This window comes from Trueperaceae bacterium, from assembly GCA_019454765.1.
In the GTDB taxonomy this organism is placed as follows: domain Bacteria; phylum Deinococcota; class Deinococci; order Deinococcales; family Trueperaceae; genus JAAYYF01.
The window spans coordinates 5,361-30,222 of sequence record JACFNR010000007.1 but is presented as its reverse complement, the minus strand read 5'-3'; the positions used below and the strand labels follow the sequence as shown (position 1 = coordinate 30,222).

Annotated in this window: 26 protein-coding genes and 1 pseudogene (1 of these 27 running past the window's edge); 8 read left to right on the top strand and 19 right to left on the bottom strand. The window is 71.5% G+C overall.

Going from position 1 to position 24,862, the window contains the following annotated elements; translation table 11 throughout:
* Window positions 1-46 precede the first annotated feature (46 nt).
* The 3 genes from minD to H3C53_03640 are packed head-to-tail and all read left to right on the top strand — an operon-like array spanning window position 47 to window position 1,842.
* A complete protein-coding gene (gene minD / locus H3C53_03650) occupies window positions 47-856 on the top strand; it encodes a septum site-determining protein MinD (protein ID MBW7915770.1) in 810 nt (269 codons plus the stop codon).
* Window positions 856-1,095, top strand: coding sequence for a cell division topological specificity factor MinE (gene minE / locus H3C53_03645; GenBank protein MBW7915769.1), 240 nt, complete (start codon window positions 856-858; stop codon window positions 1,093-1,095). Before minD ends, minE begins: the two co-directional genes overlap by 1 nt.
* A 24-nt stretch (window positions 1,096-1,119) precedes the next feature.
* A complete protein-coding gene (locus H3C53_03640; protein ID MBW7915768.1) occupies window positions 1,120-1,842 on the top strand; it encodes a response regulator in 723 nt (240 codons plus the stop codon).
* 73 nt (window positions 1,843-1,915) lie between these two features.
* Here H3C53_03640 and H3C53_03635 read toward each other — a convergent pair whose 3' ends face one another.
* Window positions 1,916-2,242 carry a helix-turn-helix transcriptional regulator gene (locus tag H3C53_03635; GenBank protein MBW7915767.1) on the bottom strand — a complete coding sequence of 109 codons (327 nt, stop codon included), beginning with the start codon at window positions 2,240-2,242 and terminating at the stop codon, window positions 1,916-1,918.
* Between the two features lie 334 nt (window positions 2,243-2,576).
* Here H3C53_03635 and raiA point away from each other — a divergent pair, with 334 nt between their 5' ends.
* Window positions 2,577-3,110, top strand: coding sequence for a ribosome-associated translation inhibitor RaiA (raiA, locus tag H3C53_03630; GenBank protein MBW7915766.1), 534 nt, complete (start codon window positions 2,577-2,579; stop codon window positions 3,108-3,110).
* 40 nt (window positions 3,111-3,150) lie between these two features.
* Here raiA and H3C53_03625 read toward each other — a convergent pair whose 3' ends face one another.
* Window positions 3,151-3,867: a rhomboid family intramembrane serine protease gene (locus tag H3C53_03625; protein ID MBW7915765.1), complete on the bottom strand. Its 717-nt coding sequence runs from the start codon at window positions 3,865-3,867 to the stop codon at window positions 3,151-3,153.
* 37 nt (window positions 3,868-3,904) lie between these two features.
* Complete coding sequence (locus H3C53_03620) at window positions 3,905-4,567, bottom strand: glucose-1-phosphate thymidylyltransferase (protein ID MBW7915764.1); 663 nt, start codon at window positions 4,565-4,567, stop codon at window positions 3,905-3,907.
* A gap of 42 nt (window positions 4,568-4,609) precedes the next feature.
* Here H3C53_03620 and H3C53_03615 point away from each other — a divergent pair, with 42 nt between their 5' ends.
* On the top strand, window positions 4,610-5,503 hold the full coding sequence (locus tag H3C53_03615; protein MBW7915763.1) for a diacylglycerol kinase family lipid kinase: 894 nt from the start codon (window positions 4,610-4,612) through the stop codon (window positions 5,501-5,503).
* A 109-nt stretch (window positions 5,504-5,612) separates the two neighbouring features.
* Here H3C53_03615 and H3C53_03610 read toward each other — a convergent pair whose 3' ends face one another.
* A complete protein-coding gene (locus H3C53_03610; protein ID MBW7915762.1) occupies window positions 5,613-8,408 on the bottom strand; it encodes an S-layer homology domain-containing protein in 2,796 nt (931 codons plus the stop codon).
* Between the two features lie 366 nt (window positions 8,409-8,774).
* Here H3C53_03610 and H3C53_03605 point away from each other — a divergent pair, with 366 nt between their 5' ends.
* Both H3C53_03605 and H3C53_03600 read left to right on the top strand, forming a co-directional pair.
* The gene (locus tag H3C53_03605) at window positions 8,775-9,695 is read left to right on the top strand and encodes an FAD-dependent thymidylate synthase (protein MBW7915761.1); all 921 of its coding nucleotides are present in this window, start codon (window positions 8,775-8,777) and stop codon (window positions 9,693-9,695) included.
* Window positions 9,696-9,701: 6 nt separating this feature from the next.
* Complete coding sequence (locus tag H3C53_03600; protein ID MBW7915760.1) at window positions 9,702-10,160, top strand: 23S rRNA (pseudouridine(1915)-N(3))-methyltransferase RlmH; 459 nt, start codon at window positions 9,702-9,704, stop codon at window positions 10,158-10,160.
* Window positions 10,161-10,177: 17 nt separating this feature from the next.
* On the opposite strand, the gene H3C53_03595 is transcribed toward H3C53_03600, so the two are convergent.
* The 15 genes from H3C53_03595 to H3C53_03525 all read right to left on the bottom strand — a co-directional run bounded on the left by H3C53_03595 (window position 10,178) and on the right by H3C53_03525 (window position 23,218).
* Window positions 10,178-10,879: a hypothetical protein gene (locus H3C53_03595; protein ID MBW7915759.1), complete on the bottom strand. Its 702-nt coding sequence runs from the start codon at window positions 10,877-10,879 to the stop codon at window positions 10,178-10,180.
* A 71-nt stretch (window positions 10,880-10,950) separates the two neighbouring features.
* The gene (locus tag H3C53_03590) at window positions 10,951-11,319 is read right to left on the bottom strand and encodes a DUF59 domain-containing protein (GenBank protein ID MBW7915758.1); all 369 of its coding nucleotides are present in this window, start codon (window positions 11,317-11,319) and stop codon (window positions 10,951-10,953) included.
* A 51-nt stretch (window positions 11,320-11,370) separates the two neighbouring features.
* The gene (gene rodA / locus H3C53_03585; protein MBW7915757.1) at window positions 11,371-12,441 is read right to left on the bottom strand and encodes a rod shape-determining protein RodA; all 1,071 of its coding nucleotides are present in this window, start codon (window positions 12,439-12,441) and stop codon (window positions 11,371-11,373) included.
* Window positions 12,429-14,270, bottom strand: coding sequence for a BatA domain-containing protein (locus tag H3C53_03580; protein MBW7915756.1), 1,842 nt, complete (start codon window positions 14,268-14,270; stop codon window positions 12,429-12,431). The genes rodA and H3C53_03580 overlap by 13 nt, the downstream gene beginning before the upstream one ends.
* A gap of 85 nt (window positions 14,271-14,355) precedes the next feature.
* Entirely contained in the window at window positions 14,356-16,005 is a 1,650-nt protein-coding gene (locus H3C53_03575) for an acyl-CoA carboxylase subunit beta (GenBank protein ID MBW7915755.1), read from the bottom strand.
* Between the two features lie 50 nt (window positions 16,006-16,055).
* A complete protein-coding gene (locus tag H3C53_03570) occupies window positions 16,056-16,364 on the bottom strand; it encodes a cupin domain-containing protein (protein MBW7915754.1) in 309 nt (102 codons plus the stop codon).
* A 421-nt stretch (window positions 16,365-16,785) separates the two neighbouring features.
* On the bottom strand, window positions 16,786-17,496 hold the full coding sequence (locus tag H3C53_03565) for a phosphoribosylanthranilate isomerase (GenBank protein MBW7915753.1): 711 nt from the start codon (window positions 17,494-17,496) through the stop codon (window positions 16,786-16,788).
* The gene (locus H3C53_03560; GenBank protein ID MBW7915752.1) at window positions 17,496-17,912 is read right to left on the bottom strand and encodes a YraN family protein; all 417 of its coding nucleotides are present in this window, start codon (window positions 17,910-17,912) and stop codon (window positions 17,496-17,498) included. The genes H3C53_03565 and H3C53_03560 overlap by 1 nt, the downstream gene beginning before the upstream one ends.
* Window positions 17,912-18,238, bottom strand: coding sequence for a ribosome silencing factor (rsfS, locus tag H3C53_03555; protein ID MBW7915751.1), 327 nt, complete (start codon window positions 18,236-18,238; stop codon window positions 17,912-17,914). The genes H3C53_03560 and rsfS overlap by 1 nt, the downstream gene beginning before the upstream one ends.
* Window positions 18,239-18,338: 100 nt before the next feature.
* Window positions 18,339-19,634, bottom strand: coding sequence for an LCP family protein (locus tag H3C53_03550; protein ID MBW7915750.1), 1,296 nt, complete (start codon window positions 19,632-19,634; stop codon window positions 18,339-18,341).
* Entirely contained in the window at window positions 19,631-20,233 is a 603-nt protein-coding gene (gene yqeK / locus H3C53_03545) for a bis(5'-nucleosyl)-tetraphosphatase (symmetrical) YqeK (GenBank protein MBW7915749.1), read from the bottom strand. The genes H3C53_03550 and yqeK overlap by 4 nt, the downstream gene beginning before the upstream one ends.
* A gap of 149 nt (window positions 20,234-20,382) precedes the next feature.
* Window positions 20,383-21,837 (bottom strand): GTPase ObgE, encoded by a 1,455-nt coding sequence (obgE, locus tag H3C53_03540; protein MBW7915748.1) that lies wholly within the window; start codon window positions 21,835-21,837, stop codon window positions 20,383-20,385.
* 106 nt (window positions 21,838-21,943) lie between these two features.
* Entirely contained in the window at window positions 21,944-22,219 is a 276-nt protein-coding gene (gene rpmA, locus H3C53_03535; GenBank protein ID MBW7915747.1) for a 50S ribosomal protein L27, read from the bottom strand.
* A 21-nt stretch (window positions 22,220-22,240) separates the two neighbouring features.
* Window positions 22,241-22,546, bottom strand: coding sequence for a 50S ribosomal protein L21 (gene rplU / locus H3C53_03530; GenBank protein MBW7915746.1), 306 nt, complete (start codon window positions 22,544-22,546; stop codon window positions 22,241-22,243).
* Window positions 22,547-22,762: 216 nt separating this feature from the next.
* Window positions 22,763-23,218, bottom strand: a complete 456-nt coding sequence (locus H3C53_03525; GenBank protein MBW7915745.1) for a VOC family protein — start codon at window positions 23,216-23,218, stop codon at window positions 22,763-22,765.
* A gap of 102 nt (window positions 23,219-23,320) precedes the next feature.
* Between H3C53_03525 and H3C53_03520 the strand changes: the two are divergent.
* Window positions 23,321-24,862 (top strand): annotated as a pseudogene (locus H3C53_03520) (U32 family peptidase) (it continues 1,011 nt past the right edge of the window).

Genomic DNA, 24,862 nt, shown 5'->3' with positions numbered 1-24,862 from the left:
TGGTATGCTCCACGCAGCCTAGCAGCCCCTCAGGAGGAGTAAGACTGTGAACGCCAAAGCAATCGTGGTGACGTCCGGGAAGGGCGGAGTCGGCAAGACCACCACCACCGCCAACGTCGGAGCGGCGCTGGCGCGCTTGGGCGAGAAGGTCTGCGTCGTCGACACCGACGTCGGCCTACGCAACCTCGACGTGGTCATGGGCCTCGAGGGCAGGGTCGTCTACGACCTGATCGACGTCTTCGAGGGGCGCTGCAAGCTCAGGCAGGCGGTCATCCGCGACAAGCGGGTGGACACGCTGCACCTGCTGGCCACGTCCCAGACGCGCGACAAGTCGGCCCTATCGGAGTCGCGCATGAAGGAGACCGTCAGGGCGCTCCTGGAGGACGAGGGGTTCGACCGCGTGCTCATCGACAGCCCCGCCGGCATCGAGTCGGGCTTCCAGACGGCCGCCAGCGCCGCCACCGGCGCGCTCGTCGTCGTCAACCCCGAGGTCTCGAGCGTCCGCGACGCCGACAGGATCATCGGGCTGCTGGAGGCGCGCGAGATCCCCGAGGTGCGCCTCATCGTCAACCGGCTGCGCCCCGACATGGTCAAGCGCGGCGACATGCTCGAGGTGAACGACGTCCTCGAGATCCTGGGCGTCAAGCTCATCGGCATCGTTCCCGAGGACGAACGCATCCTCGTCTCCACCAACGTCGGGAACCCCGCCGCGCTCGAGGAGGGCCCCAAGCTCGCCGCCGGCGCGGCGTTCCGCGACATCGCCAAGCGGATCCGGGGCGACGAGGTCGCCTACCCGTCGTTCGACCAACCGAGCGGCTTCCTCGCGAGCCTCAGGCGCCTCTTCGGGGCGGGTTGATGTTCGGCAACCTGTTCGGCCGCCGCAAGAGCAAGGACGAGCTCAAGGAGCGCCTCAAGCTGGTGCTCTCGTACGACCGCGCGAAGATCAGCCCCGGCAGCATGGACGCACTCAAGCGCGAGCTCGTCACCGTCATCAAGAAGTACTTCCCGTCGGACGATGGCGACCTCGACGTCAAGGTGGAGCAGCAGGGCGACCGCGTGATCCTCATGGCCAACCTGCCGGTCCAACGCGGTTGACCAGCGCACGTCGGCAGGAGCGACATGAGCGACGCCTTCGACATCCTCGTCATCGAGCCCGACGACTCGCAGCGTCAGCTCATCGACCTGCTACTGAGCGATCCGCGCATGCGCATCCAGGAGCACACCACGGCGCGCGCCGCCCTCGAGTACCTGCGTAACGCCACGCCCGACCTCGTGATAGTTGCGACCGACCTGCCCGACCTGGACGGCCTGGCGCTCACCTCGCGCCTCAAGCGGGTGGCGCGCCTCGCGGACGTGCCGGTCATCGTCACCGCCGACCCCGACGCGGGTTCGGGGCTGTCGAGGAGCCTGCGGCTGCGCGCCGAGGAGAGTAACGCCGACCTGCTGCTCCCCCGCCCGCTCGGCGACAAGAACCTCAAGGAGCGCGCGCTGAGGCTGATGCTCACGCACGGTCAGGAGGGCAAGGCGAGCGCGCGGGCGTTGCGCAGCACGGTGCTGCTTGACGAGGCCCTCGAGGTGCTGGCCGACGACGCCGCGCGGGGCGCCGCCGCTGCCGGGCCGCGCGCTGCCCCAGGCGCGGGGTCGGCGAGCGGCTCGGCGCCGACCGGCCCGGCGGCGGTCCCCCCGCCACCCGCGGGCGGAAGCGGCTCGCGCCCCAGGCAGCACCTCGACGCCGAGGCGTTGGAGCGTGAGAACCACGCCCTTAGGCTCGAGAACCACGAGCTGAGGGCCACGATCGACCGCTTGAAGAGGCAGCTGCCCGGCGGGCGGAACAAGCCCTAACGCCGGCAGCGGGGCGCCGCGACGCCCTCGTGGGCGCCGCTCCACCCGCGTGGGCCGGCCAGGGTGCGAGTGCTCAGTCGGCGCCCGGCTCGAGGTGAGCGATCGCCCACTCGCGGATGGCCGCGATCACCATCTCGAGCTCGTGACCCGATTCCGTCAGTTCGTAGCTGCAGCGCGGCAGGCCGGCGTTGGCGGACTCGTCGGCCAGCACCTCGCGGTGGATCACGCCCACGCCCTCGAGCCGCGCCAGTCGGTGCGCCAGCGTGGTCGGGTTGCAGCCGCCCACCTCGCGCCCGAGCTCGTTGAACCCCTTAGGTCCGGCGAGGAGGGCGTGCACGATGTGCAGGACCCACTTCTCCTGCAGGATCTCGATGGCGGACCCGGCGGCGCAGCGCCTCACCGAGCCGCCGCCGGCACCGCCGGGGCGACCGCGCGCACCATCGGTACCGGGCTTCCGCCCGAGCGGAGCGCCGCGGTCACCCGTTGTCGCCGGTAGGTCTGCCACTGCCGCGAGTCTAGCATCGCCGCCCAGGGCGCGATAAATCGCGGCCTACACGCGCCCCGACGGGACGAACGTGGGTTCTGGCGGCCGGGCACCTGATGGTAAGCTGGTGCTCCGGGCGCGGTGGGTCGCGGCAACCCCTGGCACTACCGGCGTCCCGGTCACGACCCGGGTCCCCGGCCACGCCTGGGACGGCAGCCTGCAGGCAGCGTGTTCGCCCGAAGGGAGCTAGATGAACATCTACAAGCTGATCGGTCGGAACATCGAGGTCACCGACGCCATGCGCCAGTACGCTGAGGACAAGCTAGCCAAGCTCGACCGGTACTCCGATCAGATCGTCGACGCCAGCGTGATCATGAGCTACGACACGTCCGAGAACGCCGCGAACCCCGCCAAGGTCGAGGTGCAGGTCAACGTCGCCGGCGGCATCGTGCGCGCCGAGGAGCGCGCCCTCGACACCTACGCCGCGGTCGACCTGGTCGTCGCCAAGATCGAGCGCCAGCTGAAGCGCTTCAAGGGGCGCCTGCTCGCGCAGCGCGGCGAGACCATCGCGCCTCCCGTCGAGGAACCGGCCGAGTACCAGCCGCCCCGCGTGGCGCGCGTCAAGCGCCACGTCCTGAGGCCCATGGCGCCCGAGGACGCCGCCATCCAGATGGAGGCGCTGGGGCACGAATTCTTCCTCTTCCGCAACGTGGAGACGGACCTGGTGAGCGTCATCTACCTGCGCGACGACGGCGACTACGGCCTGATCGAACCGGCCGGCTGACGCCCCGCCGCCGCGCGGTCGGCCCGGGCGGCCGCCGCCTTCACCCCGTGTAGAACTCGTTCGCCCGCCCGTCGCGGCGGGCGAACGCCTTCACCGCCAGGGTCCCGAAGGCGAAGCCGCCGACGTGAGCCCACCACGCCACGCCGTCGGCCTCGCCGAAGTTGGATCCCAGCACCTCGCTCGCCTGGACGAGCGCCCAGTAGCCGAGGAACAGCCAGGCGGGCAGCCACGGGGCGAACCACGGTCGTTGACGGGAGAACAGCCGCACGACGAGCCACGGACCGATCAACACGGGGATGAGCGCCTGCACGGACTGCCGCGGGAAGAGGCGGATGTAGGCTCCGAGGCAGGCGCCGATCGCTCCCGAGGCGCCGATGAGCGGCACCTTCGGCTCCCCGCCGAGCAGCCCCTGCGCAGCGCCCGCCACGGCCCCGCCCAGCAGGTAGAAGGCGAGGAAGCGCCACCTGCCAAGGCGGTCCTCCACGTTGTCGGCGAAGACCGCCAGGAAGACCATGTTCCCGAGCAGGTGCAGCAGGCTCCCGTGCAAGAACGCGTAGGTCAGGAGCGTCACGACCGCGCCGGCGGGGTCGACGGCGAACCTGGCAGGCACGAAGCCGTGCTCGAAGACGTAGAGCGCCGCGGCGGGGCGACCCTCGAGCGAGGCCTGGTAGGCGAAGACGACGACGTTCACCAGCGCTATCCCGAGCGTCACGAGGGGCCAGGAGCGCCTGGGGTTGCGGTCGCGGAGGGGGATCAGCGCCGCCACCTCGCGGCGAGGTCGTGGCGACACGGCCTCATCGGCGCTGGGTCGTCTCCAGGTCGGGCCTGAGCTTCACGACGCTGTCGGGCGGGACGATCCCGCGGACGGTGGCGCCGTGGTACACGATCGTGCGCGCGCCTATCACGGTCCCGGGCGCCGTGACGGCGTTGCAGCCGATGCTCACGCCGTCACCGAGGATGGCGCCGAGCTTGCGCAGCCCGGTGCCGCGTCCGCCCACCTTGACCTCGTCGCCGAAGGTCTTGAAGTTGGCGAGCTTGACGCCGGCGCCGAGGTTGACGCCGCTGCCAAGCACGCTGTCACCCACGTAGTTGAAGTGCGGCGCCTTGGCGCCGGCCAGGAAGACGGAGCGCTTGACCTCCGTGGCGTGGCCGACGTGCGCGTCGGGCCCCAACACCACCGGGCCCCGCAGGTAGGCGCCGTGACCGACCTTGGCGCCGGCGAACATCACAACGGGCCCGGTGAGGTAGGCGAACGGGCCGACCTCCGCCCCCGGCTCGATCACGAGCGGGCCCTCCACGATGGCGGTGGGGTGCACGCTGCCCGCCCTGCCGTCACGCCCGGCGGCGCAGTAGGCGTCGAGGCGCGCCAGCGCCTCCCACGGCAGCTCGACGTCGAGCAGGTTCGCGAGCTCGGCCGGTAGTCGGGTCACGTCGAAGAGTTGCGCCATCGCGAGCATGCGCGAGTCTACCGCCCCGGCCGGATACAATCGGCGACGAGCGTGTTGCATCTCGTCTTCAACCCCGTGGCGGGCAAGGGCCGGGCGCGGCGTGCCCTCACGCAGGCGCTGGCGTTCCTCGACGGCCGCGCCGTGCCCTACATGCTCCACTCCACCGAGCGGCCGGGTCACGCGACCGAGTTGGCCGCCGCCACGCCGCCGGGCGCGACCGTGGTGGCGCTCGGCGGTGACGGGACGGTTCACGAGGTAGCGAAGGGCCTCCTGCAGCGGGGAGCGCCCAACGACCCTACGCGGGGCCGCGCCCTCGCCGTCTTGCCGCTGGGGTCGGGCGACGACTTCGCCTTCGGGCTGGGCATCGCCCGGCACGACCTGGCCGGGGCGCTGGAGCGCCTGGTCGGCGGGGCGCGCCGGCGCGTCGACGTCGGTTTCGTCAACGGCGAGCCGTTCATCAACGGCGTCGGCACGGGCTTCGACGCCGAGGTGGCCGCTCGCGTCCGGCGGTCGCCCAGGTTCCTGCCGGGCCTGGCCGGTTACCTCTACTCTGTCGTCACTGCGCTGGCGGTCCTGGATTGCCCGACCGCCGAGGTCTGGGTGGACGGGCGCCGGGTGCACGTTGGGCCCGCCCTGTTGATCGGGGCGCAGAACGGGCCGCGCGCCGGCGGGAGCTTCCTCTTCGCGCCAGAGGCCCGCAACGACGACGGGCAGCTCGACGTCCTGATCGCCCGGCGCCTGTCGCGCCTCGGCACCCTGCGGGTGTTGCCGAAGGTGATGCGGGGCAGTCACCTGACCGATCCCGCGGTGGCGCTCCACCGGGGCAGGGACGTGCGGATTGCGTGGCGGAGCGGCAGGCCGGGTCATGCCGACGGCGAGGCGTTGGCTCCCGCCTGCGAGTACGTCATCAGCGTCGCGGCCGGCGCGATGCCCGTCGTCGGCTGAGGGGAGAAGGCCCCCGTCCCTCCACGCCCTCGAATAAGGCAGGGGCCCCGCCGTGGCGGGGCCCCTGCTTCGTTCTCGTTCCGACCCTAGGGTCGGGCTCGTCCCTTGCTTAGAAGGTGACGGTGTACTTGATCTGGAAGGCCTGAGCCGAAGCGCCGACACCGTTGTTGTCGTTGGTGTAGACGCCGTAGGCGAACTCGAGGTCGTAGTAGTTCCAGATCAGCTCGTAGCCCGTGACGGACTGCGTGCCGGTGCCGTTGGCGTCACCAGCGGAGATGTTGGTCGCCGTGTCGAGCGGCTCGCGCACGGTCGAGTTGGAGACGTTGGTGCCCGTCCAGCTGGCGTACTTGGCGGTGAGCTTGCTGTGGTCGAAGATGAACTCGTTCAGGACGAGCCCAACGCTCCACTGCAGTTCGCTCGCCGTGTACACGGCGGCATCGGAGTGGCTGGTCGTGCGGTAGTTGACCGCACCGAGGAGGCTCGGCTTGGTGTAGACGTCGAGCGGCGTGGTCGACAGGCCAGCGCCCACCTTGAGGGTGGTCGTGTCGTCGGTGCCGGCGTCGGCGTCGTTCACCATCTTGTAGCCCACGTACGGGGTCAGCGAGACGATGGAGACGTTGAGCGCGTAGTCCGCGTCGACGTACAGCGTGGTCTTGCTGAAGTCGGCCTCGACCTGCGAGTAGCCGGCCGCGATGTTCAGGCCCTTGATGAGGGCGTTGTCGGCCTTGCCGTCATGCTTGAGCGTGACGCCGAAGCCGGTGTTCCAGTTGTTGTCGCGGTCCATGTTGGCCACGACGACGGCTTCGGCCGCGTCGACGCCGGTCTTGACGTCGTCGACCGTGGTGCCGTTGACGGAGGCCTGGTGGTACCAGCCGCCGAGGCTGAAGCCCGCGAACAGGTTGGCGGTGGCGTCGACGCCGAAGGCCATGACGCTGTCGCCGCTGGCGACGCCGTACGAGTCGAAGTACGCGTCGAGGTCGACGATGAACAGGCTGAGGCCGGCGTTCACGCCGAAGCCGTTCTGGTCCTCAGCGAAGGGGAAGGCGCTGGCGTCGGCACCGAGGTCGTAGCCGTTGGCCGTCCACTGGTCGCTGATGTTGCGGTAGTTGGCGCCGAGGCTCGAGAGGATCGGCAGGCCGGAGGTGTCGACGTCGAGCGTGGCGTAGAGCACGGACTCGGCGGTCGCGCCACCGGAGCCGTTGGCCCACTCGAACCCGAGGTCGAAGATGCTGAGGGCGAGGCTACCGTCGACGCCCCAGACCGTGAGCTGGGCGTTGTCGGCGAGGTAGTCGTCCTTGTCGCCGGCGCGCTCGGCGTACTGCGCGAAGCTGCCGCCCAGGGTCAGGCCGTCGAGCGGGCTGACCGTGACGCGGAGGCCGCGCAGGTAGTTGCCGTACCACTCCTGGTTGAAGTTCGGGTCGGTGCTGTCGTTACGGCTGACGTACACGGCGGTGATGCCCGGGTCGAGGAACGCCAGGAAGTCGGGGGCGCCGATCGTGGCCACGAAGCCAGGATCATCGGTGCCGACGACGTACGGCGTGAAGCTCGTCTCGACGTTCGTGCCGAACGAGAAGGTGAGCGGCGTGGCGCCGATGGGCTCGAAGGTCGTCATGAACTTGCGGACCTCGAACCAGGGGAGCGCCTGGCCACCGGCGGGCAGCGGCGCGGTGATCGACAGGTCGTCCATCGCGATGCTGAGCACGCCACTGAAGCTGTTGAGCTTGTTGGGGCTGCCCTGACCGTCGAAGCCGAAGGTGGTCGCGAAGGTGAGGCTCAGCGTGGCCGTGGCGTTGCCCGGCTTGTGCTGGATGTCGGCGCGGTCCTGCGCCACTTCGCCGACGCCAGTCTGGTAGCCCTTGCTGCCCTTCTTGTCGCCATCGAGTTCGGTGGCGCCGGAGGAGAACACGGAGGCTCCCATGCTGCGGTCGGCGTTGAGGCCGTAGGCGCGGTCGACGTCGAAGGCGTCACCGATGACGCGGCCGACGAAGTACTTGACCGAGATGCTGCCCGAGATCCCGAGCGGGTTCTCTTCGAGCGCCGTGACGCGACCCTGGAGGTCGGCGATGGCGGCGTTCTGGGCGGCGTCGGAGGCCTCCAGCGCGGAGACGCGGTCGCGGAGGGCGACCTGGCTGCTGCGGAGGAGGATGACGAACTCGCGGATGTTGGCGATATCGGAGCGGTTGCGCTCGATGGCCGACTGGAGGGGCGCGAGGTCGACGGTGGGGGCCGCGGGAGCTGCGCCGGCGCTGCTCTTCAGACCGGCGACGTCAGCCTGGAGAAGCTGAAGGACGCGGTTGATGGCGGCGATGTCGTCGGCGTTCTGGCGGCCGAGGGTGTTGGCCTGGTTGGCCAGGCTGTAGGCGGCGTCGGCGCGCGCGGCAGCGGCTTCGGCCTGGGCCTGGGCCGTGTCGAGGGCGACACGCTGCGAGGCGATCTGGTTCTGCAGATCGCGGAGGACCGCCGGGTCGACGTTGCCCGTTCCGGCCGCGACGGCGGCTTCGAGGTCGTCGATGCGAGCGGTGTTGGCGGTCACGTCGTCGGAGAGGCCGGCGATGGCGCTCTCGGCGGCGGACAGCCGCACGCCCTGGGCGGCCACGTCGGAAGCGAGTTCCTGCACGGCGTTACGCAGCGAGTCGACGTCGGCCTGCGTGAGCGCTAGGGCCGAGTTGACGTTGTCGTTGATAACGTCGAGCAAGCGGCTGACCACGAGGGCGGCCTGGTAACGAGTGAAGGCTTCGTTGCCGCGGAAGGTGCCGTCGGGGAAGCCGATGACGATGCCGAGGTCGGCGATGCGGTCGACAGCGTCGCCGGCCCAGTGGTTCGCCGGGATGTCCGGGAACGTCGACTGAGCGAAGGCTCCGCTGGCGAAGGCCGCCGCCAGGAGCGTGATGAGTAGCTTCTTCATGTGTTGATACCCCTTGAACTCTGTGAAGTCTGCCTTTCGCAGCGCACTTCATGGCCCAGAGGCACCTTCGCCGAGAGTGTCCGAGTTTCCTCTTCGGTTTGGCGTCTGGGAACCGCGTCGTACACTGGGTTCCTGCGCTTCCCTGGCCGGTTCAAAAGGTAGCACCTCCTTCCCATGCGGCCACGGACGACACAGGTCCAAGGGGATTAGACCACGTTCCGCGCGGGGATGTCAAGGCGCATGAATCCTGGGTGAGAAGCGATACTCTGCTTGCAGACGGGCAAATCTGCCCCACGTGAACCCCGTCACTCATGCCGTTCTAATGAGAACGGGACCCCGTGGCCGGGCCCTGCTATCCTCCTCCCCATGGCTCGGATCTCGGTGCCCGCAGCGGACGCGCTCCTCGACGTCGAGGTCCCCGTCCTCGACCACGGCTTCGTGAGGCTGGTCGACTACCTGGGCGGCGACGCCCGCATCGTCCAGGCCGCCCGCGTGTCTTACGGCGAGGGCACCAGGACCGTGCGCGAGGACGGCGCCCTGATCGACTACCTGCTGCGCAACCGCCACACCAGCCCGTTCGAGCAGGTGATACTCACCTTCCACGTCAAGATGCCCATATTCGTGGCCCGGCAGTGGGTGCGCCACCGCACGGCCCGCCTGAACGAGATCAGCGGCCGCTACTCGGTGATGAAGGACGAGTTCTACGTCCCGCGCCCGGCCGAGGTCAGGCTCCAGGACAAGCGCAACAAGCAGGGCGGCGACGCGCGGGACGTGCCCGCCGACCTAAGAGACCGCGTCGTCGCCGTCCTGAGCGAGGGGCAGCGGCGGACGTACGGGGAGTACGAGGGCCTGCTCGAGGACGACATCGCGCGCGAGCTGGCGCGCGTCAACCTCCCCTTGAGCCTCTACACGGAGATGTACTGGCAGATAGACCTCAACAACCTGTTCCACTTCCTGCGGCTGCGGCTCGATTGGCACGCCCAGTACGAGATCCGCGTCTACGGCGACGTCATGGCGCGCGCCGCGCGCGCCGTGGCGCCCCTCGCCTACGCCGCCTTCGAGGAGCACGAGCTGGCCGGCCGAGCGTTCTCCCGCTCCGAACTCGAGATCGTGCGGGCCGCCATCGACCCGGACCGGCTCGCCGCCGCCCTCGCCGCGAGCGGCCTGAGGCCCTCGCGCCAGGCGGAGCTCCGCGGCAAGCTGGCCGTGCTCACGGAGGAGGGCCCGGGCGGGGCGGTCGCGGAGCCCATCGACCCCGCCTCTCCTGCCCGCACCGGCGACGGCTGAGCACCGGTGCGTTACAGGGTCGTCGCCGTCGGGAAGCTGAAGGAGGCCTTCTACCGAGACGGCTGCCGGCACTTCCTGGCACGTCTCTCCCACCTCGCCGCCTGCGAGGTCGTGGAGGTGAAGGACGCCAGCGCGCGCAGCGCCGTCGAGTCGCGCGAGCTGGAGGGCAGGGCTCTCCTGGCGCAGGTGCATGGGCGCGGCGTCGTACTCGACGAGCGCGGGAGCGCCTTCACCACCGCCGCGCTGGCCGACCACCTGAGTCGCCTGGAGGGCCGCGGCGTGAGCATGCTCACCCTGCTGATCGGAGGCGCGGAGGGCCACGGCGAGGCGCTGCGCGGCGCCGTGGACGAGGCGTGGAGCCTCTCGCCCCTGACGCTGCCCCACGACCTGGCGAGGCTCGTGCTACTGGAACAGCTCTACCGGGCGGAGACCGTGCGCGCCGGCCACCCGTACCACCGAGATTGACGTCGTCCGCGGGTCGTTCAGCGGGCGCCGCCGCGCCTGGTGGCCGCCGTCAACGCCGCCTGCAGGCTGAGCAGGTCGACGATCGCGCCGCCCAGCGCCTGGAGGGGGAACGGGTTCTCCCCCTCGAGGAGCAGGTAGAGGTTGCGCGGCCCGATGGCCACGCTCGGCGCCGGACCGGTCCCGTGGCGCGGGATCCGCTCCCTCGCCCCCCGCGACCCGCGCGACAGCTCCTCGTCCGTGCTGGACAGGAGCCGCCTGAGCGCCGACCGCACGGGCGCCGTCAGGAGCGGCCCCGCCTCAAGGCCCTCGCGCGCGAAGACGCTGACGGTAGCGTCGAAGCTCGGATCCTCCGAACAGTCGAGGCGCTCCGCGCCGGAACGACCGGCCGTGAGCCCCTCGAGGACGACGTGGCGCTTGGCGCTGGCGCGGAGCGGCACCGGCGCGTGCGGTTCCTGCGCCCGGACGACCACGCCCGTGCGCCACGTCACCACGCGGCCCAACGGGCCTGCGCGCGTCACGACGTGCTCGAACGCGACGATCTGCGGCGGGCCGTCGTCTGCGCGCCGGTAGATGGGCGCCAGCTGGCCGCCGCCGAGGTCGAACTGCTCGGTCAGCCGCTCCGCGAGGTCGGGCGCCGGCGCGAACCCGAGCTCGGCCGCCACCGCCTCCCACTGACGGCCGCGGGGGTCCTCCTCACGCTTCTGCACCCAGAACCGCATGCGCAAGTCTACCGGTCAGGCCGCCGCGGGACCGCGCCGGCCGTGGGCCGCCGGGGCGCGGACCAAGTGACTCAGACGTTGAAGCCGAACATGCGCATCTGCTTCTTGCCGTCGTCGGTCATCTTGGCCGTGCTCCACGGCGGCGACCACACGAACTCGACGCTGACCGAGTTGACGCCGTCGACCTTCATGGCGGCCATCTCGGCGTCGGCCTGGATGAGGTCTTGCACGGGACACCCCATGCTCGTCAACGTCATCTCGATGCTGACGTTGCCGGCCCCGTCGATGTCTAGATCGTAGACGAGGCCCAGGTCGACGATGTTGATGGGGATCTCGGGATCGTGCACGACCTTGAGGGCGTCCAGGACCTGCTGCCGCAACTCGGGGCTGCCACCCTCTTCCGCCGCGCCGGGTGTGGTCACTCGCTTGTCGGTCTCCATGCCCGCGAAGTTATCAGAACCCGCGGCCGCGCAGGGTAGCGGGGCCGCGCCTCACCACTCCGCGTAACGGTCCCGGTACACCACCCACGTTAGGGCGAGGGCCGTCAGGGTGCTGACCAGGCTCGTGCCACCGTAGGAGACGAGCGGCAACGTGATGCCGGTCACCGGCGCGACGCCCAACGTGACGCCGATGTTGACGAGCACCTGGAAACCCACGAGCACGACCACGCCGGTGATGAGGAGCTGGTCGCGCTCGAACGGACACTCCGCCGCCATGGCGAGCATGCGCCAGAACAGGAGACCGTAGAGGAGCAGCAGGGCCACCGAAGCCACGAAGCCTCCCTCCTCCGCCAGCACCGGGAAGATGAAGTCGGTCTGCCTGAACGGGATGAAGCCGAGCTGCGACTGCGTGCCCGCCTTGTACCCCTTGCCGAGCAGCCCGCCGGAGCCGACGGCGATGGTCGACTGGATGACCTGGTAGCCGGTGCCTTGCGGGTCGCGGTACGGGTCGACGAACGACACGAGGCGCTCGACCTGGTGAGGCTTGAGGTTGGGTAGCACCACCGTGGGCACTGCCACCCCCACGAGCAGCACGATCAGGACGAGGTGGCGCCACGGGACCCCGCGCACGAGCACTACCCCTGCCGTGATGGCCACGAGCACCAGCGCGCTCCCGAGGTCGGGCTCGACCAGCACCAACCCGATGGGGGGCAAGGCCACGAGCGCGACCCGCAGGTAGTCGACCAGGCGCCTGATCGGTCGTTCGTGGAGGGTCACCGCCAGCGTGAGGATCAGGGCGAGCTTGGCCAGCTCCGACGGCTGGAAGCCGGGTAGCGGGCCCAGGTACAGCCACGACTTGGCGCCGTTCACCTCCGTGCCCATGAAGTAGGTGAGCACCAGCAGCGCCAGGCTGGCGCCGTAGAGGTACGGGGTCAGGCGCACCACCCTGTTCTTCCCCGCCCACGCCGTGGCGCCGACTACCACCGCCCCGGCGCCGAGGAACGCGACCTGGCGCATGAACTCGCCACTGGGGGCGGCGCTGTTGAGCGTGAAGAGCCCGGCGCAGAGTATCAGCAGCGTGACGAAAGGCAGTCCGAAGTCGATCCTCGTCACGAACGCCAGCCTACCAACCCGCCGCCGCGCCGCCAGGCGTACAGCCACCACTCGACGATCAGGGCGAGGCCCGCCAAGCTCAGCAGGGCCAGGGCGAGCGGTGTGAGCGAGTTGCCGGCGAGGCCCTCCGCCGTACCGCCTGCGGCGGCCGCGGCGGGGCTAGCCGCGGCCCGCGGTCGGCCCTCGCCCGGTTGGGTGGGGGCCGGGCCGCCCAGGCTGCTCTCGGGCGCGGAGAGGAGCGACGCCAGCGCCACCGGCTCGGAGCGGAGCGCGGGCGCCGGGCCGCCGGTGGCGCCCCGCGCGGCCCCGCGGCTCCCGGGCGCACCGCCGCCAGGCGCGCCCTCGCCCTGCGCGCCCTCGCCCGGCGCAACCTGTCCGGCGTCGGTCACTCGGTTCCCGGTGGCGAGGTCGTAGACACCGGGCGCGCGCGCCGGCCCGGTCCAACCGGGCAGGGTGTCGCCCAGCGACAGGCGCGGCGTCTCGCCCAGCAGGGCGAGCCAGTTCGCCAGCAGGGCCGGGAAGGCCGGGCGCAGCACCAGGTCGGATTGGCTCGGATGGAACGCGAACTGCAGGACGGAGCCGGAGGGCGTGCGGCGAAGGCGCAAGAGCGGGGTGAGGTCTTCCGCGCGCGCCAACACCTGCCAACCGTCCAGGTCGCGCCACCCTTCACGGGCCGGGTCGAGGCCCACGACGGCGGACTCCAGCTCGACGAAGCGCATGAGGGGAGCCACGCGGTCCTGATCTCGCACGACGTGGTACTCGGGAGCGCGCGCGGGCGGCTGGAACAGGAGGTAATCGCCGGCTGGTAGGGAGTCGACGTCGCCATCATCCAAGGCGCGCGTGACCACGCGCAGATCGGCCACGCGGCGGGTGGCGTCCGCGGCGCCGTACAGCGCCACGCCGGGCGCCGCCTGCAACGCCCGCACGAGCGGGGCGTAGAGGTCGTCGGTGACGACCGCCAGCTCTCGGCGTCCGGCGAAGGCGCGGTCGTCGAGGTCGAGCGCGTCCGGCCCCGGCGCCAAGATGCGCGCCTCGAGCACTCCCGTGGGGCCGCCGAGCTCGTCGAGCAGCGGGAAGGTGGCGCTACCGCTGCCGCCGGCGGGAACGAGGACCGTGGTGCGCGCCACCTCCTTGCCGGCGTCGAACAGTCCTACGACGGCCTCCGCCGGCCGCGACCCGCTGGCGACGACGGCCACGAACGCCTGACCCACGCCCACGTCGAAGGCGCTGATGCCGAGGTTGTCGACGGCCTCACCGACGACCACCACCTCGGCGCGGCCCAGCTCGGCCCGGTGGTCCGTGAACACGACCACGGGCGCGCCAGGGAGGAGGCTGCGGCCGAGATCGACGGCGCCGAGCAGGTCCTCGCGGGCGTCGAACGCGCGCACCTCGCTCAGTGCGGCCAAGAGATCGGCGCGGGTGGCGTCGAGGGGCGCGAGCAGGCGCGGCGCCGCGCCGGCCCGGACCAGCGCCACCCTGGACCGACCCTCTAGCCGATCGCGCGCCGCCGCCACCGCCAGGTCGAGGCGCGTGCCACCACCGGAGCGCGCGGCCATGCTGGCCGACGCGTCGAGCACCAGCACTACGGAGCCGCCGTCAGGCCGTGCGAGGCGGGGACCCGCCATCGCCACGGCGGCGGCGGCCACGAACAACAGCTGGAGGGCCAGCAGCCAGGTGGGCGAGTAGCGCCTCTTCCGCGCCACGTGGGCGTGGGCCCGGCGCCAAAGGAACAACCCGGCCACGTCCCGCCGCCGGCGCCGTGCCCGCAGGAAGTGCAGGGCGACCACGGTCGGGAGGAGGGCTAGCAGCCAAAACGCCTGCGGTACTGCGAAGGTCATCGGTGGCAGTGTAGCGCCGACGCGGCCCCTGCCAGGGGCCCCCTAGGCGCGCGCCCACCCTCGCTTGGCCGGCCCCGCGCGGGGGTCAGGTCTGGAACACCCCGAGCCGCATGGGTCCCGGGTCGGAGTCGAGGGCGCACGCTTCGAGCGCCCGCACGAGCCTGGCGCGCAGCTCGGACGGGAGGATCACCTCGTCGACCCACAGCCTGGCGGCGCCGTAGCGGATGTCGAGGGCGGCGTCGTAGTCCGCCGCGATGCTGGCGTGAAGCTGGGCGAGCGCCTCGTCATCGACCTTCTCCCCCCGACGCTCGAGCGTGGCGGCCTGGATGTCGAGGATGGTCTTCGCGGCCTGGTGACCGCCCATGACGCTGAAGCGCGCGCTGGGGAGCGCGAAGATGAAGCGCGGCGCGTAAGCCTTGCCGCTCATGGCGTAATGGCCTGCGCCGTAGGAGCCGCCCAGTATGACGGTGATGCGGGGGACGACGCTGTTGCTCACGGCGCTGACGAGCTTGGCGCCGCGCCGGATGATGCCCTCTTCCTCGCTCTCGCGGCCCACCATGAAGCCGTTCACGTCGTGCAGGAAGAGTATGGGCACGCCCGCCTGGTTGCAGTCGAGGACGAAGCGCGCTGCCTTGTCGGCCGCGTCGGCGTAGATGACGCCCCCGACCTGGAGCCGGCCGCCGCGCTTGACCACGACCTTCTGGTTCGCGACCACACCGACCGGGTAGCCGCCGAGCCGGCCCCAACCCGTGACCAGCGTCTGACCGTAGTCGCGCTTGTACTCGTCGAGTTCGGAGCCGTCGAGCAGCCGGGCTAACACGTGGCGGACGTCGTACGGCTGCGTGCCGCCGTCCGTCGGCAGGATGCCGTGCAGGTCGTCAGGGGCGGCGCCGGGCTCGACGACCTCCCGGCGGCTCCTGGCCCAGGCGGCGCGCGGCCGCTCCGAGTAGGTGGCGGCCAGCCGCCTTAGGCGCGAGATGGCGTGCTCGTCGTCGGGCTCCTTGAAATCGACCGTTCCCGACAGCTCGGCGTGCATGGCGGCGCCACCCAGCTCCTCGCTGGTGGCCACCTGGCCGATGGCGGCGCGCACGAGGGCCGGCCCGGCCAGGTAGAGGCCCGAACCCTCCGTCATCACCAGCGTGTCGCACATGACCGGAAGGTAGGCGCCGCCGGCGACGCAGTTGCCCATTATGGCGGCCAACTGCGGGATGCCCATGGCGCTCATGCGAGCGTTGAGGTAGAAGACGCGCCCGAAGTCGTCCTGGTCCGGGAAGATCTCGTCCTGCATCGGGAGGTAGACGCCCGCCGAATCCACGAGGTAGATGGTGGGGATCCGGTTCTCGAAGGCGATCGTCTGCGCCCTGATGACCTTCTTGGCCGTTATCGGGAAGAACGCGCCCGCCTTCACCGTGGCGTCGTTGGCGACGATCATCCACGGCTGGCCGGCCACCCGGCCGATGCCGGTGACGACCCCGCCGGCGGCGGCGCCGCCCTCCGCCTCGTACATCCCCTCCCCCGCGAAGGTCATGAGCTCGTCGAAGGGTGCGCCCCCGTCGAGGAGCGCCGCCACGCGTTCCCGTGCGGTCAGCCGCCCCTTGCCGTGTTGACGCTCGACCGCCGCCGCCCCGCCCCCTTCCCAGATGGCGGCGCGCTCGGCGACGAGGCGCGCGGCCAAGGCGCCCCACGCCTGCCGGTTCGGGTGGAAGGGCGCCTCGCGCCGGCTCTCCAGCGGCACGCCGGACTCGAGCCGCGCGAGCTCGCCCGGAGGGCGGCGGCGGGCCGCGCTCACCGCGCGCTGGTCGCGAGCACCACCAGCAGGCCGCCGCCCGCGTTCTCGAGGGCGTGTTCCTCGCCGGCGCCCAACGTCATGAGCTTGCCCTTGCCGAGCCGGTGCGTCTCGCCACCGAAGCGCACGAGCGCCTCGCCCTCCAGCACCTGGTAGACGATGCTTGCGCCGGGGCCCGGCACGTCCTCGCGCTGGCCTGCCTCGAAGCACACCAGATCCACCGTGATGTCGCCCTGTTCGATGAGCGGGCGCCGCTCCACTCCGTCGAGCGAGAAGCGGCGCGCGTCGCTGATGGTTACCGTCTTCACGTTGACCTCCCGGGGCCCGGCGTGCTGCTTGAGCGTGAACGTGCCTCAAGCGTACATCGCGGGCGTCGCGCCATGTGCACGGGGCCGCCACGACGTTCACTCGGGCTAGCGCCGCGTCCTGCGCCGTCGCGCCATGTGCCCAGGGCCGCCACCCAGCATGTGGAGAAGAGGGCAAGGACTGTGGATAACGGGCGGCGCTTGACAGTCGCGGCTCCCGACTGGTATGAGCGTGGCCGCTCGAGGGCTCCCTAGAGAGATGCCGTCCAGCACGCACATCCGGAGAACGTGCCGCTGCCAACGGGCGGCCGCGACAAGCGGCGCGAGCCGCCCGGCGCTTCTCCACAATGCTGTGGAGAACTCGGGTCGATTGTGGATAACCGGGTTAGGCCGATGTCAACGGCCGGATGCGCCCACCGGGCGCTCAGCGGTCCGACCACTGGCCGGGCGTCGGCCAGGGACCGACCGGGAACCGATCGTCCGCGGCCCCCCGCGCCGCGGCGACGAACGCCGAGATGGCGGCGCCGTCCTTGACGCCGGGGCGCGACTCCACCCCGCTGGCGACGTCGACGGCGTACGGCCGCAGCGTCGCGACCGCCTGCGCGACGTTGCTCGGGTCGAGTCCGCCCGCCAGTATCAACCTGGCGAAGCCGCGCCACGCCCACGCGTCCGCCCACGCGAACGGCACGCCCGAACCGGGGCGGGGGGAGTCGAGCAGGAAGGCGTCGGCGGGGTAGGTGGCGACGTCGTCGGGGGTCAGCCCCGGCGCGAACCTCAGCGCCCGCACCACGCGCACCTCGCTCGTCAGCCGGCGCGCGTACTCCGGCGTCTCGCTGCCGTGCAGCTGAACGGCGTCGAGTCGCAAGGCCCGCACCAGGTCGAGCACCTCGGCGGCGTCGGCGTCGACGAACACCCCGACGCGCGTGGCGAAGGGGCCGAGGACGGCCACCACCTCGGCGGCCCGTTCGGCGCTCACCCGCCGCTTCGAGCCCGGGGCGAAGATCAGCCCGATGGCGTCGACCCCCGCGCCCTCCGCCGCCAGCGCGTCTTCGGGCCGCGTGATGCCGCACACCTTGACGCGCAGGTAGGGCGCCGCGCCCCGGTCACCGTCCGTAACGGCGCCAGGCGACGCCATCAGGCGTCCGCTCCCCGGCCCCAGCTCACGCCGGGTCGGTGCTCCAGCCGGTGCGAGTCCTCGCCTCCCACGACCGTGACGAGGTCGAGCCGGACGGCGGCGTCCGGCCTGCCGAGCGCGACCGCCGTGAAGTGCTCGGCCGTGCGGCGCAGCCGCGTCAACTGGGGTCGCCTCAGCGCCTCGGCGGGGTGGCCGTGGCGCGCGTCCTTGCGTTGCTTCACCTCGACCACCACGACTGTGGCGCCGTCCTGCATGACCAGGTCGAGTTCGCCGCCCCGCAAGCGGTAGTTGCTCGCGAGGTGCGTGAAGCCCAGCTCCTCCAGGTAGCGCCGCGCGAGCGCCTCCGCCCAATGCCGCGCCGTGGGCGCGGGCGCGGTGGGACCGGCGGTCCCGCCCTGGTCGCGGGGTGCCCGCATCAGTTCGGGGTCACCTCGACGCGCTCAGCGTCGGCCCACAGCCCCTCGAGGTCGTAGAAGTCGCGAGCCTCGGGGCTCATGAGGTGCACGACCACCGGCCCGTAGTCGAGCAGCACCCAGCGGTCGGACGGGCCCTCGACCCCGCGGGGAAGCCGCCCCTCGGCCTTCTGGCGCGCATGTACGGACTCCTCCAGCGCCTTGAGCTGCAGGCTGGATTCGCCCGTGGCGACGACGAAGCAGTCGAGCGAGTCCGACACGTCGCGAAGGTCGAGCACCACGACGTCGACGGCGCGCTTGTCGTCCAGGGCGTCGACGACGCACTGCACCCCCTCCGGAAGCGCGGCGTGCCGGCGCGCGGGGCGCGGCGCGGGACTTTCCTTTCCATCACTACTCAAGGCATGCTCCTAGTGGCGTCTCTCGCCGGGTTCATTCGGTCTGCCCGGCGAACGCCACGGCCTCATCGGCGCGGTGGGCACTCCGGGTCAGGGCGTCGTTGCCCAACACGAGCTCGAGCTTCACGGCCCGGCGCTGGACAGGGTCGAAGCGATCGACCTGCTGCTTGCCGACGTTGAGCAGCGAGGCGAAGTAGTCCGCGTCGTTCCAGGTGTCGAGGGTGGCCAGCAGTCGAGTGGGGGTGGGGTCGACCTCGCCGGAACGCACGATCAGGTTGTCGGGCTGCACCCCGAGCGCGACCAGGTTGTCGCGGTACCAGTCGAGCGCTCCGGGCACGCCGCTATGATCCGTTATCAGCAGCGTGAGGTCGGGCGTCTTCACGAACTCGCGCGCCTGGCCACCGAACGTTGCGGCCATGAAGGCGTTGACGGTGGCGGGGTCGTAGGTGACGGCACCCCGCACCGTCTCGCTCTCCTGGTTGGGCAGGGTCGCGGTGGTGGTCAGCTCGAGGGCGCCGACGCGGAGCGCCATCTCGCGGGCGAGGGCCGGACTCACGTTCGTCTCCACGTCCTCGAAGAACGTGTCGGCCAGTTCGGGCAGCTTCGTGACGGCCCGCACGTTGAGCTCCTTGACGCGCTGGAGCATGGCGTAGGCGAGCCGCTTGACGTTGTCTAGCCTGTCGATGTCGCCCCGCAGTGAGTGTCGGTAACGCACGAAATCGCTGGCGGCCTTGCCGTCCATGAGCTGCGGCCCGGCCTTGAAGTGGATGTGGAGCCGGCCGGCGTTGTCGTCGTAATCCATCGGGTAAGGGACGTCGACCCGCACCCCGCCGAGCGCGTCGACCAGGTTCTGGAAGATGTCGAGCTTGATGATGACGTAGTAGTCGATGGGCACGCCGAGGACGGCCTCGACCTGCTTCAGGAGTCCCTCCGCGCCACCGCGCGCGTAGACCTCGTTGATCTTCCGCCGCTCGCTCACCAGCAGGTCGCGCGGGATCGCGATCACCGAGATGTCGTCGCCCTGGATGTCGACGTAGAGGATGGTGTCGGTGTTCGTGCCGTCGGTCCCGCGGTAGCCGCGGAAGTCCCAGGCGACGATCGTCCCGTCACGGTCGTATATCGGGGTGGAGGGGGCGTCACCATACACGATGTCGCGACCGGCCACCACGAAGCTGACGTGGAACTCGTCGGCGGCGAGGCCCAGCAGGCGGCGTTGGTCCTCGCCGAGCGTCTTGCGGTCCACGTCGCGGGTGAGCCAGTAGCCCGCGAGGCCGGTGAGTGCGACGACGATGCCCAGGAGCGCCACCAACCTGGCGCCGCGGCGCGTCACCGGGCCTCCTCCCCGAACAGCCTGCGGTAGACCGCGAGCGTGCCCGGGTGCACGGGCTTGCCGGCGGCCTCGAGGTAACGGACCTTGGTGACCACCGCGCGCCTGTAGGCCGCGAGGAGGTCGTGCATGGCCAGCTCCCTGAGGTCGTCGTTGACGCCGCGTCCCGGCTCGCAGACGTCGGCGACGTAGACGCACATGCCCACGGCGTCGGTGGGCGGCACCCCGAACACGTGGCCCTCGATGGCGCCGAGCACCGCCTCGTCCGTCACGCCCCATGTGGCCGCCAGGCTCCTGGCGGCGCGGCCGTGGAGCGTGAGCGGGTGGCGGCGTTCGAGCTCGTCCGCAGGGGCCCCGAGGCGCACGAGCTCGTCGTCGGGCAGGTCGCGCGCGGCGTCGTGCAGGACCGCGGCGAGCTCGACCTGGTGCTGCAGGCGTTCATCGAGGCCATTAGCCCTGGCGATGGCCACCGCCGTCTCCGTCACCCTCTCGATGTGGCCCATCCGCGCCGCCGTGACGAGCTCGCGCACGCGGCGGCGGTACGTCTCGAGGTCGGGCGTGGCGCGAGCCGCCGCCACCGACCCCTGCTCGGCCCCTGTCATGGTCTCGTCCTGCTCGCTCGGGTTCAGATCGGCCCGCCTCGTTCCGTCACCTTCGCCGCGGCGTGCGCCCTGCGCACCTTGGCTGCCGCCGGCCGCGCGGGCGCCGCGAGGGTGCGGCGTGAGGAGAAGTTAGCACGGCCCCGCGCTCCTCACCCGTCGTCCTCGGTTCCGGCCGCCCCCTCCTCGGCAGCCGTCCGGGCGGCGGGTCGTCCTGCGTCGACGGCGGCGTCGCTCGCCCCCAGGCCTTCTTCCTCATCGGCGCCGGCGCCGGCCTCCCGTGCCCGAGTCTCCTCCAGGTAACGCCGGCCCGCACGCTCCGCGTCCGTCTGGGTCGGGCTGCTCGTCTCGGCGGCGGTGTCGTCGAAGTACTCGAAGACCGCCGCCCCGATCTGCACCTCCTCGCCGGAAGCGGCCCCGGCGCGCTTCAACAACTGGTTGACCCCGAAGCTCTTGAAGTGGTGTTGCAGGTAGCTGACGGCCTCCGGGTTGGCGGCGTCGAAGCGCGCCACGACGTCCTCGAGCTCGCTGCCGGTCACCACCCAACCGGTGCCCGCCATGTCGCGCCTCACCTCTATCGGCTCGTGACTGACCCGGCGCGGACCCGTCGCCGCGACCGGCTTCGGCCGCGGCGGCAGGAGCGCGAACAGGGTGGCCTTGAGGGCGTCGGCGCCCCGACCCTCCAGCGCCGACACGCACGCGACCGGCAGGCCCTCGCCGCTCAGCTCGCGCTCCCGGTCGGCCAGCTCGGCGGCGTCCACCAGGTCCATCTTGTTGAGCAGTACCAGCGCCGGGCGGTCGAGCAGCTCCGGGTCGTACTCGCCGAGTTCGAAACGAAGGGCGTCGAACGTCGCCTTCGGCTCGTCCGAGACGTCGAGCACGTAGACGAGGAGCCGGGTCCTCGAGATGTGGCGCAGGAACTCGAGCCCCAGCCCCTTCCCCTTGTGAGCGTCCTCAATGATGCCCGGGATGTCGGCCATGGTGAAGCGCTCCAGCTCCAGCTCGACCACCCCGAGGTTGGGACTGAGGGTCGTGAACGGGTAGGAGGCGATCGCCGGCCTGGAGTTCGAGAGGGCCGCGAGCAGGCTCGACTTGCCGGCGTTCGGGTAGCCCACGAGGCCGACGTCGGCGATGGTGCGCAGTTCCAGGCGCAGCCTTCGCGCCTCGCCGGGCGTGCCCTTCTCAGCGAAGCGCGGCGCCCGCCTGGTGGAGGTGGCGAAGGTGGCGTTGCCGCGGCCGCCTGACCCGCCGGCCGCGACGATGGCGGTCTGGCCGACCTCCACGAGGTCGGCCACGACCTCTCCCGTCTCGAGGTCCGTGGCGATGGTGCCAACCGGCACCTCGACGTACACGTCGTCGCCGCCGGGCCCTGCCTTGTTCTTGCCCTCGCCCTGCTTCCCGACGGGCGCGCGGTACTGCGCCCGACCGACCAGCTTGTCGAGCGACGTGAGGTCGTCGATGGCGCGGAGGTACACGGAGCCGCCCCGGCCGCCGTGGCCGCCGTCGGGGCCCCCCTTCGGGATGTACTTGAGGCGCATGAAGGAGAGGCCGCCGTCGCCGCCCTTGCCCCCTTGCACCTGGATGTCGAGCACGTCTCGGAAAGCCATGTCGTATTCGCCCTAAAGAGAACGCGGCTCCGCTCGGAGCCGCGTCAGGTACAGCGCCTCACCGACCGAGGCACGCGGCCGGCGGGGTCGTCGCGCGAAGGTCCCGTCAGTCGGCCGACACGGCCGCGGGGGCGGCATCGATGCTGACGAAACGACCCTTCGCGCCCTTGTCGTCGAAGCGAACCACGCCGTCGCGCAGGGCGAACAGCGTGAAGTCGGAGCCGAGGCCGACGTTCCTGCCCGGCTTGAAGCGCGTGCCGCGCTGCCGCACGAGGATGTTGCCGGCCAGGACGGTCTGCCCGTCGAAGCGCTTGACGCCGAGCCGCTGCGAGTTCGAGTCGCGCCCGTTGCGGGTGCTGCCTACGCCCTTCTTATGAGCCATGTCGACCCTCTCCTCGTCGCCTCAGCCGCGGATGCTCGTGATCCGCACGCTGGTGAACTCTTGCCTGTGGCCGATGTGGCGGCGGTAGTTGGCCTTGGCCTTGAACTTGTAGATGTGGATCTTGTCGCCGCGGCCGTGGCCGATGACCTCGGCCTGCACGCTGGCGCCGGCCACGTGCGGCGCGCCGACCTTGACGGCCTCGCCGCCCACCAGCAGGACGGGCAACTCGACGGTGGCGCCCGGCTCGGCCGTGAGCTTCTCGACCTTGAGCACGTCACCCTCGGCCACGCGGTACTGCTTGCCGCCAGCTTCAACGATTGCGAACATCTTAAGACCTCCGGTGCCCGACTTCGTGCGCCTGGTTCTCCCGCGCAGGACGGCACCCTTTCAAGCCCTTGCTGGGCACCCTTCGCGCTGGACCCGCCTCGCGTGGCCGGTCCTCGCGCCAGAAGGTAGATTATAGGGCAACGCGGCCCCAAGTTACAACAGGTCGCAGGTTCGGGCGGCCGCGGTCGGCCGGGCGCGGCGCGCCGGCGGGCCCGCTCACGACCAGGCCTGCAGCTCCAGCACGTTGCCCTCGGGGTCGGTGACGTAACACCACGTCACCCGGGCGCCACCGGCCCGCTCGAGCGTGACGACGTCGCCCACCGCGCGGCCACCCTCGCTCAGCACGCGCTCGCGGGCGTCCGCCACCGAGGCAACCTCGAAGGCGATGTGCCCGTACCCGGGCCGGTTCACTACGGCCGCCATAGCGTCGACCGCCGGCGTGTAGGTGAAGATCTCGAGGGTCGGCCCTCCTGGCCCGTGCCCCGGCAGGCGCAGGTGGACGCCGGCCATGGCGGCGCCCGGCACGCCCGTGCCGGCCTCGAGGGCGGGGCCAGCGTCGTCGCGCTCGGGCGGCACGAACTCGCAGCCGAAGAGCCGGACGTAGAAGTCCGCGAGGGCACGCCAGTCGCGGGCCACCAGGTTGGTGTGGGCGTAGCGGGCGCCGGCGATCACGGGGTCATCTTACGGCGAGGCCGACCGCCGCCACGTCCCACCGCCGCACCTACTGCTAGCATCGCCCTCGCCATGCCAGCACGCGCCCCCATCCCGGAACTCATGAGCCCCGCCGGTCACTGGCCCCAGTTGCGGGCGGCGGTCGAGGCGGGCGCGGACGCCGTCTACTTCGGCCTCTCGCGCTTCAGCGCCCGCTCCAAGGTCGGGTTCACCACGGAGGAGCTGCCCGACGCGGTGATGGAGCTCCACGCGCGCGCCGTGCGCGCCTACGTGACGTTCAACACGCTCGTCTTCGACTCGGAGCTCGCCGACGCCCGGCGCGCGCTCGAGGCCATCGGCGCCGCCGGCGCGGACGCGGTCATCGTGCAGGACGTCGCCGCCGCCGCCATGGCGCGCGAGGTCGCGCCCGACGTGGAGGTGCACGGCTCGACGCAGATGTCGATCACGAGCGCCCAGGGCGCCGAGCTGGCGCGCTCGTTCGGCTGCAGCCGCGTGGTGCTGGGGCGGGAACTGAGCCTCGACGACATCGCGAAGGTCCGACGGAGCACGGACGTCGAGCTCGAGGTGTTCGTGCACGGCGCCCTGTGCGTGTCGTACTCGGGCCAGTGCTTCTCGAGCGAGGCATGGGGCGGCCGCAGCGCCAACCGCGGCCAGTGCGCGCAGGCCTGCCGCCTGCCGTACGAGCTGCTCGTCGACGGCACCGAACGCGACCTGGGGGAGTACCGCTACCTGCTCTCCCCTGGCGACCTCTACGCCCTCCACCAAGTGCCCGACCTCGCGCGGATCGGCGTGTCGTGCCTCAAGATCGAGGGGCGCTACAAGGGCGCAGACTACGTGGCGCTCACCACGGCGGCCTACCGGGAGGCGCTCGACGCCCTGGCGGCGGGTCGCGCCTCGCGGCTCACGAGAGAGGACGAGCGGGACCTCGAGCAGGTCTACTCGCGGGGCCTGGGCCCCTGGTTCCTCCAGGGCACCGACCACCAGAAGGTCGTCGTCGGCCGCGCGCCGCGGCACCGTGGGGTGCTGCTTGGCACGGTCGTGGAGGTGAGGGGCGACTCTGTGGTGGTGCGGAGCGAGGAGGCCGCGCCGCGACCGAAGCCCGGCGACGGCGTGGTCTTCGACGCGGCGCAGCGCCGCAGCCCCGAGGAGCGTGAGGAGGGTGGCCCCGTTGCGGCAGTGTGGGACGCGCCGGGGGGCTGCGTCCGCGTCGCGCTTCTGCGCGGCAGCGCCGACCTGCGGCGCGTGGCCGTGGGCGACCTGCTGTGGCGAACGCACGACGCTGCCGTCGACGCCAAGGCGCGGCCGTACCTCGATCCGGCGGCGCCCGTCCACACGCGGCCGGTCGACGTGCTGGCCGTGGCACGGGTGGGCGAGCCGCTGAGGCTCAAGGCGCGGGCCGACGGTGCACGGGGTCCGGTCGTGGTGACGGCAACAGGCGCCGGCCCACTGCAACCGGCCACGCGGCACGGCCTCGACGAGGTGCGGTTGGCGCGCCAGATCGGGCGGCTGGGCGGCACGCCCTTCCACTTGGGGGAGCTGACGATCGACGTCGCGGGCGCCCCCTTCGTGCCCGTCAGCGAGTTGAACCGGCTCCGGCGTCGTCTCGTGGAGGACCTCGTGGCCGCGCGGCTGGAGCGCGCCGCG